The following is a 12,523-nucleotide window of genomic DNA, read 5'->3' on the forward strand; positions in this document are numbered from 1 at the left end:
TTGCTCGTATTAACTGTACTGTACGTCATGCAATAGAGCCGTTTTTAATCACATAAATATCACTACCGCTAGTAGCATAGTATTAATAACAAACGGCTAATAGCAAACAATTAGCAACAGCGAATTCATACAAAATACATCGTGAGGGCAATCGTAAATTGTTATCTTATATGGCGTTTATCTACCAGATTGAAAGTGACTGACGCTTTCTTACAAGTATTGGTATTTTAATAGGGATTATACTATAAGCCATTGCTATGAGCAGTACCATCGCTCATGGCCTACGACCAATAAATGCCTGCGTTGACGATGATAGATTGAAAAATTTGTCAATTTGCGTCATTATGAGGCAGTTTTTTATCCAAAAATGGTGCGACATCCGTGCAAAAACCTAATTACAAGTTACCAAATACCAAGTTATCAGCGTCATCTAAGTCTGCTATGCACACGCTACCCTCGCAGCAGCGCGGCTTGGTCTTTAGTAGTCTGCTATTAATTATCATCATCGCAGGCATGGTGCTGTTGGCGCTATATTTGATCAAACTTGATCGCACCATTACTCATAAGTTTGAGGGCAAGCGCTGGGACATTCCAGCCAAAGTGTATTCGCAGCCGCTTGAGCTGTATCAAGGTGCCAATGTCGATAGAGATACGATGAAGACATGGCTAGAGTTGCTTAATTATCAAAGCAACAAAGCTTATGATCGTACAGGCACCTATCATCGAACAGGTAATACTTACTTTATTCACACGCGCGGCTTTACGTATAGCGCCAATGATAAAGATGCCGAGCAAGTCATCAAAATGACAATTTCTGGCAATAAAGTAGAATCTATCCAGAGTACCCTACCTGCCAAAAGCGGTATCATTCGTCTAGAGCCTGTCAATATCGGTGGTATCTATCCAGACAGCAATGAAGATCGGATGGTTGTGTCTTTGGACGAAGTGCCTCAGCCGTTAATTGATGCCCTTATCGCTACCGAAGATCGCGCGTTTTATGAGCATAAAGGGGTATCGGTACGTGGTATCGCCCGTGCCGTAATCAATAACTTTACTGGTGGTGCCAGACAAGGTGGTTCGACAATCACCCAGCAGCTGATCAAAAACTTTTATCTCAACTCAGATCGCACTATCAAACGCAAAGCCAATGAAGCATTGATGGCCGTGTTACTTGAGCTGCATTACAGCAAAGATGAAATTTTACAGACCTATTTGAATGAGATTTATCTGGGTCAAAATGGCAATCGTTCGATCAATGGTTTTGGTTTGGCATCACAGTTTTATTTTGACAAACCTCTTAATGAGCTGCGCTTAGATCAGCAAGCGATGCTGGTTGGTATGGCAAAAGGCCCAAGTATCTATAACCCACGTCGTAACCCAAACGACTCAAAAGCACGCCGTGATGTGGTGCTTAACAACATGCTGACCATGGGCACATTGAGCCAAGAAGACTATGACAAAGCATTAGAACAACCGCTTGGTATCGTGGATAAGCCTGCTGAGGGCAAAAGCCAGTTCCCTGACTTCTTAGATATTGTTAAACGTGAGCTAAATACCGTCTATTATTCTGACGACCTCAAGAACGAAGGTCTGATTATTATCAGTACTCTAGACCCTATCGCTCAATTGGCCGCAGACAAAGCCGTTGATAGAAAACTTGGTGAGCTGCGCCGTAACAGTAGCAAAACTAAGGATTTACAAGGCGCGTTGGTCAGTGCCAATCCTGAGACTGGCGAGCTAGTGTCTGTCGTGGGTAGTGGTAGTGAATTTACAGGGTTTAACCGCGCGGTAGATGCCAAACGCCAAGTCGGCTCGTTGCTGAAGCCTATCATTTATATGACTGCACTTGAGAGTGGTCGTTATAACTTGGCCAGTTCAGTAGATGACTCCCCTATCACGGTCAATCTAAACGACGGTACTGACTGGAACCCTAAAAACTACGATAATCGTGATCATGGTTATGTACCATTTACCACGGCACTGTCTCAATCCTACAACCAAGCGGCAGTACGCTTAGGTATGGAGTTCGGCGTTAATACCTTTGCTAAGCAATTACAGCGCATGGGTATCAAAGAAAAAATCCCACCTTACCCATCAGCATTGTTAGGCTCAGTTAATTTGAGTCCGATGGATATGCTTGGTATTTACCAAGTATTTGCCACTGGTGGCTTCCGTACGCCTATTCATAGTATCCGTACGGTCATTGATGATCGCGGCCGTATTTTACAGCGTACTGGGCTTAATACTCAGCGCAGCATTCCACCTGAAACCAACTTTTTGACCAACTATGCATTACAGCAAGTCGTCTCAAATGGTACGGCCAGACGCGCCCAATCGCTCGGCAGTAATTTAAACCTAGCCGGAAAAACTGGTACGACAAATGACTACCGTGATGCTTGGTTTGCAGGCTATAGTGGCAACTATGTGAGTGTCGTGTGGGTTGGTCGTGATGATAATAAACCGATTGGTTTGAGTGGTGGTACTGGCGCCTTACCAGTTTGGGTAGATTATATGAAACGCCTAAAACTGACTCCAGTTGCCCTACCAGAGCCAGAAGGTATCGAGTGGTTATGGTTAGAGAATAACTCAGGCAAACTGTCTAATGAACGCTGCGCTAACGCTCGCTACTTACCAGTAATGTCAGCGCATTTACCAGAAGAAGCCAGCAGTTGTGCGCTAAGCCTGTATCAGCAAGATCGTGCTCGTGAACAGACACAGTTTCAGAACCAGCAAGGTGATATCAATCAACAACGTCGCCGCGAAGGTTTAGAGATTCCAAATGGTGAAGCTGTTGAATCTGATGATGCAGCAGGTAGCAGCGAGCAAAGTGAAGGTGATGAAGACCGTGCTGATACTTGGTATGACCGTGCTGTTGAATGGTTCTAGCTATTGAGTGGTTCTAGCTGTTGAATGGCTCTAATAGTGTTTTTGATATTTAGCTTTTAATATTTAAAAAAGGTTTTAACATGATGGTGTCATCTTTACGGACAACTACTTCAGTAAAACAAACCATAGTGCTATGGCGCAATAAAATCACGTCAAACAATACATTACTTGCAGGCAGCGCGATCGTTGGCATGTTAAGTCTAAGTGCTTGTCAGACGGCACCTAGCACGTCGACTACAGTGCAAACCACGCCTGTTCAAACATTACCAACGTCACAACCGACCGTGCCATCAACGACAACTGCTCCAGCGCATATCACGGAAGCAAATGATCAAAGCAACTATCCAACCGAGCCTTACGATGCGGTTGAACAGTCCGAAACCCCAAATCCATTAACGCAAGAGACACCTGTATTTACGCCTCCTGCACCAGAAGTGACGCAGCCTGACCCTGTTATCATTGCGCCTTCTCGTAACGACTATATCATCTCTGAACCATCGGTACCGTCGCATAATGAGTTACTTGAGCACGCTAGAAGAAACTCGCAGCAACGTACTCAACAATCTGTAAGCAATAATAGTAATCTGCCTGCGTTTCGCAATTTGATGCAAGTAGGTATCAGTCAGTTGAAAGCTGGCAATCTAACCAATGCAGAGAACAGCTTTACCCGTGCACAGCGTCTAGCGCCCAAATCGTCGGCGGTATATTTTTATTTGGCACAAGTAGCATTAAAAAAGAACCAGCCTCGTAAAGCAGAAGCGATGGCACGTCGTGGTCTTAGCGTCTCTCAGGATAGCAGTCGTAGACGAGCACTATGGCAAGTTATATTGCAATCAGGACAAGCTCAGGGTAACTCACGCGTGGTCAATGAAGCAAAACAAGCACTGCGCTAATAGCTGAGTATTTGTGCCTCTTAGATTCATTAGTTAAAACCTCTATATACATCATGAATTTCGTTGTATGTAGACTTATCTAGGGTATTCCCTAACACCTACACTTATTTTTATTTCCGCTTAAGGTTATCTTTATGGCATGGCAACAACTGCATTTACAATGCGAAAAATCAAACGTCGACTTGGCTGAAGCGCTTTTGTTAGAAGCAGGCGCATTATCAATAGCTTTAGACGATGCTGGCGATCAACCTTTGTTTGAGCCACTTCCAGGTGAATCGCCGCTTTGGGATGAGGTGATACTAACAGGATTGTTTGATGCGACTACTGATGCAGGTAGTCGTCAAGCGGTTGAGCAATTAAGTCATGAAATTGCTGCACAAGTACAGGCTACTCGTATCTGGCTAACGGCTGTTGATGATAAAGACTGGGAGCGCGAATGGATGAGCAACTATCATCCTATCGAATGTGCTAATGACCTATGGATTGTGCCTGACTGGCTAACACCGCCTAACCCTGAAGCCACCAATATCATTATGGACCCAGGTTTGGCATTTGGGACTGGCTATCATGCTACGACTCGCCTATGCCTAGACTGGCTAACAGAGCAAGACCTAACAGACAAAGTGGTTATCGATTATGGTTGTGGCTCAGGTATTCTAGGGATTGCTGCTTTGCTATTGGGTGCACGTCAAGTATATGCAGTCGATATTGACCCACAGGCGGTACTTGCTACCAATCAGAATGCGGTACGCAATAATGTAGGCGATCGTTTACAGGCATTTTTGCCAGAAGAATTTACAGAGTATTGCTCGCAGCATGACGTTCTGCCTGTAGAAGTGATCGTTGCTAATATTTTAGCGAAGCCGCTTATTGGTTTAGCACCTTACTTTGCAACACTCATTGCGCCAAAGGGCCGTATCGTATTGGCAGGTTTGATTGAGTCGCAAACCGAGCAAGTCACTGAAGCTTATCAGCCATATTTTGCACTGGACCCTAAGCATGCTTTTACTGCGCAAGAAGACCAACACTGGCAGCGTTTATCAGGTACATTTACTAGCTAGCAACATTTAATTACATCTGTTACGATAGAGGGCAGTCAAATGTTATGTGTTTGACGCCACTCTGTCTTTGCCTACAATTCATCGAAATTAAATAAGTAAAATGCGTATTGTGGGTAGCTATTGGTGAGTGGCTAAGCGGTATTGATAACCATACTTTTTTGGATTCGCCTCTATGACCACGCCAATAAAAACCCAATGCCCCCATTGCCAAGCTTGCTATAGCGTTAAACAAACTCAACTAAATCAAGTCAATGCTACCATCAGCTGTGATCGGTGCCAGCAAAGTTTTTTGGTCAATAAACATCTTGTGGTAAATTCTGAGGTCATTCAAAAACCAACACCACAAAAAAATATTCCTGCTCAACAAAAAGCTCAAACTCAACCAATTTCGAACGAGCAAAAAACGTCTACTAATAGTAATCAGCATAAACCTCAAAATATTCCGAAGCCCCCCACAGCTTCAACTAATAAGAAAAAATCATCTGATGCTTTAAATTATGATGGTTTAATCCATGACGATATGGATATAGACGAGCCAGAAGAAAATGTTCAAGAGTATGACTCTTTAGATAGTATGGATGCATGGTTAACCCAAGCAAGTAATACCAATCCTAGCGTAGCAACCACAGAAAAACCAAAAGCGCCCTCTTCTAAAGAAACTATCAAAACCCCTAATCCATCAACAAAGAAACCATCTACTAGTACAATATCAGCATCAACACAGAACATGCTCAGCTCGGCAGCGGCCAATGATATTCATGCCAATGTTGAGAGTAGTGATAACAATTCATGGCTACAAAAACTATTAGAAGAACAAAATCAAGACGAAGAAACACCGCCAGATGACACAGACTTATCACAGCTTCTATCTGATATGGGAGTACCCGTTAAAGATGAAAACCCTGCTGCCGACGATCGTTTAAGAAAAACACAGCTACCGTTTGCACCAACCCAAACGACACGTTCAATTGCATCATTGTTATGGGTACTAGGTTGTTTGGTCCTAGCACTGCTACTCGCGGCACAGTATGTTATTTTTAACTTAGAAAATTTAGTCAAAAACCCAGCTTATGCTCAGCGTCTCCAATCGATATGCTCTGTCGCTGCCTGCAGCTTACCCAGTGCAGATTTATCAGCGCTTACCATCAGCAATACCTTTCATAGAAGCAGTCAGATTAAAACTGCTGGTACATTTAGCGATATAGGCGCTACTCTAAGTAATGGCAGCCCGCAATCACAACTATACCCAAATGTAAAAATAAGTGTTTATGGTAAAGATGAGATTATTGGAGAGTTTATTGCAGATCCAAACGATTATTTATTAGGCAAGCAAAGTCAGTTAGCTGCCAGTACAGATAGACAGCTATTATTTACTATCCCTGTGGCTAATGCACAGATCCACGACATTACTATGACCGCTCTTTATTAAATTAAGTTGTCATATATAAATAAGCGTGAGTAGAAAATACACCGTAAATTCACTTTCAATTAAACCGTGATAGCCAAGATAACGATGAATCTATCAGCGCTAGGCGATATTAATTTGATATACTATGGTTCTGACCCCTCACAATCAGAATTTTTCTTCATCTCAAGGATATTATTTTATGGCACCTCATGCACAGCATAATGCCAATCATTTTGCTAAAAGCTCTGAGCACCCTGCCGATTATAATAAAGACGAATACCAACCACCTACGCACGGCTTTGATTTTGCTAATCAAAACTATACAAGTAGTGCGCAGCAACCTCTACGAGTTCATGTAGAGCGTGTGGTGCGTCAGTACTTTGCGATGCTAGGAGATGAGATGCCCACTGATTTATATGAATTGATTTTGAAGCAAGTCGAAGAGCCTCTCTTATCTGTCGTCCTAGAAAAAACAAGAGGCAACCAAACCAAATGTGCTCAGATATTAGGCCTAAATCGAGGCACTTTGCGCAAAAAAATGAAGACCTATGATTTAATGTAGCATTGTTATATGAGCTTACCCATCATCATTGACTATCATTATGTATGGCAATCAAATGTTTCTCGCTTTATCTATCATGATACGGCATACCGTTGTCATCATCACCTTGCCAGACGTTTACGTCAGGCTTTTTTTATGGAAAATTTCTTATGAGTACAACCCCACTTGCCCTATTATCGGTCTCCGATAAGTCTAATATCGTCGAGTTTGCTCAAGGCCTTCTCAAAGCAGGTTTTGGTTTATTATCTACTGGCGGTACTTATCGTCTGCTCACAGAAAACAATGTCGACGTGACTGAAGTATCAGATTACACAGGCTTTCCTGAAATGATGGATGGTCGTGTTAAAACGCTGCATCCTAAGATTCACGGTGGCATTCTAGGACGCCGTGGTACAGATGATGCAGTTATGAGTGATCATGCAATCGAACGTATCGACTTAGTCGTCGTGAACTTATATCCGTTTGCTGAGACGATTGCACGTGCTGACGTGACTATGAACGATGCTATCGAAAACATCGATATTGGTGGCCCTACCATGGTACGTTCAGCGGCGAAAAACCACGCTCATGTGGGTATCGTCACTGATCCAGCTGATTATGACCGTGTACTTAACGCCTTAGATGGTAGCACTGAACTGACGACTGCTTTACGTTATGATTTGGCAGTAAAGGCGTTTGAGCATACGGCACAGTACGACGGTATGATTGCAAACTTCTTAGGTAGCCGTGTCAACGAAACTCAAGAACCAGAAAACTTCCCTCGTACATTTAATGTGCAGCTTGAAAAAGCACAAGACCTACGCTATGGCGAAAACCCGCATCAAAACGCGGCTTTCTATACTGAAAACCAGCCTTTAAAAAGCAAACAAGCTTCAATCGCAACGGCTAAGCAGTTACAAGGCAAAGCATTGTCTTATAACAACATCGCTGATACCGATGCTGCGCTTGAGTGCGTTAAAGCTTTCAGCGCGCCTGCTTGCGTTATCGTTAAGCATGCCAACCCTTGCGGTGTCGCGGTTGATAATGACCAAGTAGCGGCTTATCGTACTGCTTTTAGCACCGATCCTGAATCGTCTTTTGGTGGTATCATCGCATTCAACCGTCCGTTGACGCTTGCTGCGGCAAAAGCCATTATCGACAATCAGTTCGTAGAAGTAATCATTGCACCTAGTATCGAAGACGGTGTGCTTGAAGCGACAGCTACTAAGAAAAACGTACGTGTCTTGGTATGCGGCGAGCTACCAGCACCAGATCAGCGCGATATCCAACTTGACTATAAGCGTGTCAACGGTGGCCTACTGGTACAAGAGCAAGATCTAGGCTTAATCACTGCTAACGACCTAAAAATCGTCACTGATGTACAACCAACTGAAGCGCAAGTGGCAGATCTACTGTTCAGCTGGAACGTGGCAAAATACGTCAAATCTAATGCCATTGTCTACGCAAAAGGCCAACGTACTATCGGTGTTGGCGCAGGCCAAATGAGCCGCGTTAACTCAGCACGTATTGCTGCTATCAAAGCAGAACATGCTGGACTAGCAACTGAAGGTGCTGTTATGGCATCAGATGCGTTCTTCCCTTTCCGTGATGGCATCGACAATGCTGCTGAAGTAGGTATCTCTGCTATCATTCAGCCAGGTGGCTCTATGCGTGATGACGAGATCATTGCTGCTGCTAATGAGCATGGTATCGCGATGGTATTTACTGGCATGCGCCATTTCCGCCATTAAACAATCACCTATTAGTTTAAGACTAGGATTAGTCGTAGCAATTGTATTTATTACTGCGACTAATTTTCAGCTTCTATAGTATTCGTGATAATTATCGTTAAAGCATCACCCAAAAAAAAGCCACTGCATCAATCGATACAGTGGCTTTTTTAATAGCTAAGAATAATAAACTAGCAAATACTTAGCGTCCTTGTGCGTTTGCCATGTTGCTTTCATTAATCTCAACCGTATACACCATACGTAGATAGTCCAAATAGTCTTGCAACTGGTCTTGGCCTAAATTGTCACGGATAATACTGGCTGTTTGCGCTCTTTGCATATCAGACAGTGGCGACTGCTGCTCAGTTTTAATACGGTCTCCAACCAGTAGCGTTGCACCCATCTCAGTCTCACTAGCGATCGCGACAACACCGTTATCAGCGGCTTGCTGGCTAAATGCCAATCCACGCTCTTTGTCTGTTAGCTGCGTCGTTTGACGGTTAATCTCACCCAGTGATTGGAAGCTTACCGACTGCTTACTGATATCAGCTGGCGTCTTGATACCAGCAGCCAATGCTTTAGCATCTTTTAAAGCTAATGCTGTCGCTTTCTGCTGACGGAGTATTTGAGTGATTCTTGGAGTTGCATTTGCCAAAGCAAGCGTCTTAGTAGGACGATAATTGCTTGGCTGTAACCATACGGTACCGTTGCCAACTTCTACGCCTGCCGTTACCGCTTGATCTTGAATAGTAAACTCATCAAATGCCTGTTTAACCACTACTGGTTGCGGCAGTGCTGATTTGTTGTTCACTTTACGATAATCTTTGATACGCTTGAGGCTGACGTTTTCTTGCTGTGCGATATCTTCGATACTGAAGCCATCTGCCGCCAAATCATTGATTGACGTTACTTTATCAGCATAGATTTCCTGACGTTTATACTCTTTTGCTTTCGCAGTCAGCTCATCACGCATACTGTCTAGGCTTGGAATTTTTTTGCCATTGTCTTCAGTAACCGTAAATATCTGATAACCAAAGCTAGTCTTGATAGGCGCAGTCACATCACCAACGCTCAACCCTTCTAGTGCCTCTTGTACAGTATCTGCATCACTGCCAAACACTGACGGATTAAAGCGTCCGATATCACCACCTGTTTCACCTGATGGATCGTCCGACTCTGCTTTAGCAAGCGCAGCAAACGCTTCACCTTTATTCAGACGTGCTTTGACCTTATCGGCTCGTGTCTTAGCATCTTTACCAGTAAACAGTATCTGACTGACTTTACGCTCATCAGTAGCCGAAATGCTCTGCTTATATGCTTCATACTGCTGCTGCAACTCTTCTGCCGTTACCTCATCAACCTTAATAGTTTGCGGGCTAAGCTGAATATAAGCCAAGTCAACCATCGCTGCACTTTTCAATGTGTCTTTGTTAGCATCATAATATGATTGAATGTCTGCTTTACTAAGCTTAACTTTGTCAGCATAGTCTTGCCAATTAAAGCGGTGTACCCAAACGTTGCGCGACTCAAGTTGCAAGTCAATCAATTGACTGACCGCTTGCATAGGATAAACGGCCGTACCAACGATACTGGCATTTAGTTGATCCAAGCTTAACTGATTGCGAAATTCTGCAAATAGCTGGTTTTTGGTCATGCCGCGCTGACGCAAGAAGTTTGAGAACTGATCGTTTGAAAAGTTACCCTCTGCATCTTGGAATATTTCTTCTTGACGCAGCAGACGATTGATCGTGTCGTCAGACACTGTCATACCAAGCTTACCTGCTTGCTGCTCTAACAACGTACGGTCGATTAGACCTTTTAATACTTGCTCATGAAGCACATCTTCATTCAACAAGCTAGCATCTTCGACTTGCTCTAGCACTTCAGAACGACGGCTATTGACAGCAGTTTGATACTCGGACAGTCCTACGCTTGCCTCACCTACCTGCGCAATCTGGTTGGGATCGACGTTGCCGCCAAAATAGCTTTCGACACCCAAGAGAGCGAGCGGCGATAGGCATAAAATCAATAAAATGCGACCTGGCCAGCTTTTTAAGAAATCGCGCAATTTATCCATAGTTATCTCTGCTTTATTAACCTATATTGATGAAAAACCATTGTAATACTGTTAGGAGCTGTTAAGTGCAACCTGTCAATATCAGTGCTATCTAAGCTCGCAATGGTAAGAGTAAGAGCGTATGCATTTTATAGTAAAAAACGAAATTTACTAAAGAAATCTGACTTAAATGACACACCTATCGCGCGCCCTATGATACGTGATTTTTCATGCAGACTCAAAATATTCACAACGCATGATACAAACTATAGCGATAAAAAAAGCACCTAAATATTAGGTGCTCTCTTCGATGGCTAGCTCATTACTTCAGCTATAGACCATCGACTATCATTTTATGCTTAAAAAATCGGCTTAGTTCAAGCGCTCTTTTAAGTTTTTACCAGCTTTGAAGCTTGGTACTTTGCTTGCTGGAATGCTTAGCTCTTCGCCAGTCTTAGGGTTGCGACCAGTGCGTGCTTTGCGATCTTTTACACTGAAAGTACCAAAGCCAACTAATGAGATGCTATCGCCAGCTTCTAGTGCTTCGCCAACACTTTCCATAACAGCGTTTAGTGCATCACCAGCTTGGGTTTTATTTAGACCACTTTTGTCTGCGATGCTATCAATTAATTCTGACTTATTCATAAAATTTCCTTCAAGTTTAAGGGGGTAATAAATGCTCACGCCAAGTATTGTAACGCTCTCATGGTGCTTACGCAATAAAAACTACCTAACTGGCGCATTAACAGGTTCTTCTTTGTTATCGTCTTTATATCAAGGCAGCATAAGGAGCGCAAGCGATTTTACATATTTTTGTGCTCTACACTACGTATTTGACACCTAATGTTACGCAAAGCGTTAGGAGTTTATATATAAGTGGCTCTGCATAACTGAGACGATTGGCTTTCCTATTTTCTACGCTTTGACAGATTTGTCAATTGCTGTCTGTGCATTGATATACATTAAGTTTGTATATTACTGGTCATAAATAATAGTGTCTTTATTGACTGCTAAATTGTAATGTAATAGTTTAGCCACTACAGAAACTAGCGTTACTTTTTATTATAAAGACGTTACTATAAGCAAAATATCACTGCAAGTCTTGGGAAAATACAGACTTCTGTTTGCTCAATATCTAAAACTTGCTAAATAAAAAACGGATTACTTACATGAAGCGCTCTACGTTGTCTCACTCTTTTCTTAATATCATTTTAGTATTTATCGAGTCGGCGCTGACATTATTGTTACGTTTGGATCCTGAATTGCGTAAGGCCGCTTATCCGCTTGCCAAGCAAGGCACTGTAGTAGCACTTCGCCTGTACTTACCGCATGTAGAAGTATTTGCCACCTTTAGTACCAAAGGCGTGTTACTAGATGCCCAGCTGCCGATTGGTCGTAGTGAGCCCGACGTGGTTATCAATGCCTATAGCATTCAAGTTATCAACGCCATCACGACTCATGATAGCGAAACCACTGAAAAGCTACAGATGCGCGGTGAGTCGATTCAAGTACAACTGGTCAAACAATTTATTATGCAACTTGGGCTTGGTAGCTTGATCCAAGGTCTGATCAAAAAGATAAAGGGTGGCAAGACTAAAACCAAACCTACAGAAGCTGATTTGGAAGAAAAAAAGAACAACTACAAACTGCGTATTAAAGAGCAGCAAACACAGATTAATACCTTGACCATTAAAAACCGTGAACTTGAAACAACCGTGAGAGAGCTTCAGAGCAAGCAAAAAACGTTGATGATTGTCACTGTTGTTGCGCTTGTCATTATGATCGGTTCAATCGTCGCACTATCGATGAATTAGTTTTGGTTCGCTGAATTACTTATAAATAAGCGTTCAATGTCTTCTATAGATATTGAACGCTTATTTTTTACTTCATTAAATATATTTGTAGCAGACGAATTAAGCTACTTATGTCTCACTCATATATCTCTTCT

At 42.8% G+C, this 12,523-nt stretch carries 9 protein-coding genes; 7 read left to right on the forward strand and 2 right to left on the reverse strand.

The features are described from left to right. The first annotated feature begins 441 nt into the window (after positions 1-441). The 6 genes from mrcB (at position 442) to purH (ending at position 8,540) form a co-directional block, all read left to right on the forward strand. Complete coding sequence (gene mrcB, locus I3254_RS13270; RefSeq protein ID WP_238053314.1) at positions 442-2,886, forward strand: penicillin-binding protein 1B; 2,445 nt, start codon at positions 442-444, stop codon at positions 2,884-2,886. A gap of 80 nt (positions 2,887-2,966) precedes the next feature. Beyond that, positions 2,967-3,779: a tetratricopeptide repeat protein gene (locus I3254_RS13275; RefSeq protein WP_238053179.1), complete on the forward strand. Its 813-nt coding sequence runs from the start codon at positions 2,967-2,969 to the stop codon at positions 3,777-3,779. A 134-nt stretch (positions 3,780-3,913) separates the two neighbouring features. Further along, on the forward strand, positions 3,914-4,840 hold the full coding sequence (prmA, locus tag I3254_RS13280; RefSeq protein WP_102090395.1) for a 50S ribosomal protein L11 methyltransferase: 927 nt from the start codon (positions 3,914-3,916) through the stop codon (positions 4,838-4,840). Positions 4,841-5,012: 172 nt separating this feature from the next. Further along, a complete protein-coding gene (locus tag I3254_RS13285; RefSeq protein ID WP_238053180.1) occupies positions 5,013-6,269 on the forward strand; it encodes a DUF3426 domain-containing protein in 1,257 nt (418 codons plus the stop codon). Between the two features lie 178 nt (positions 6,270-6,447). Then, entirely contained in the window at positions 6,448-6,810 is a 363-nt protein-coding gene (fis, locus tag I3254_RS14340) for a DNA-binding transcriptional regulator Fis (RefSeq protein ID WP_269117553.1), read from the forward strand. Positions 6,811-6,959: 149 nt separating this feature from the next. Then, complete coding sequence (gene purH, locus I3254_RS13295; protein WP_238053181.1) at positions 6,960-8,540, forward strand: bifunctional phosphoribosylaminoimidazolecarboxamide formyltransferase/IMP cyclohydrolase; 1,581 nt, start codon at positions 6,960-6,962, stop codon at positions 8,538-8,540. A 181-nt stretch (positions 8,541-8,721) separates the two neighbouring features. Here purH and I3254_RS13300 read toward each other — a convergent pair whose 3' ends face one another. Beyond that, a complete protein-coding gene (locus I3254_RS13300) occupies positions 8,722-10,596 on the reverse strand; it encodes a SurA N-terminal domain-containing protein (protein ID WP_238053182.1) in 1,875 nt (624 codons plus the stop codon). 351 nt (positions 10,597-10,947) lie between these two features. Beyond that, positions 10,948-11,220 (reverse strand): HU family DNA-binding protein, encoded by a 273-nt coding sequence (locus I3254_RS13305; RefSeq protein ID WP_045445077.1) that lies wholly within the window; start codon positions 11,218-11,220, stop codon positions 10,948-10,950. Positions 11,221-11,744: 524 nt separating this feature from the next. On the opposite strand from I3254_RS13305, the gene I3254_RS13310 reads away from it, so the two are divergent. Then, complete coding sequence (locus I3254_RS13310) at positions 11,745-12,389, forward strand: hypothetical protein (protein ID WP_057759224.1); 645 nt, start codon at positions 11,745-11,747, stop codon at positions 12,387-12,389. The last annotated feature ends 134 nt before the right edge of the window (positions 12,390-12,523 follow it).

Source organism: Psychrobacter sp. Ps2 (genome assembly GCF_022129405.1).
Classification (GTDB): domain Bacteria; phylum Pseudomonadota; class Gammaproteobacteria; order Pseudomonadales; family Moraxellaceae; genus Psychrobacter.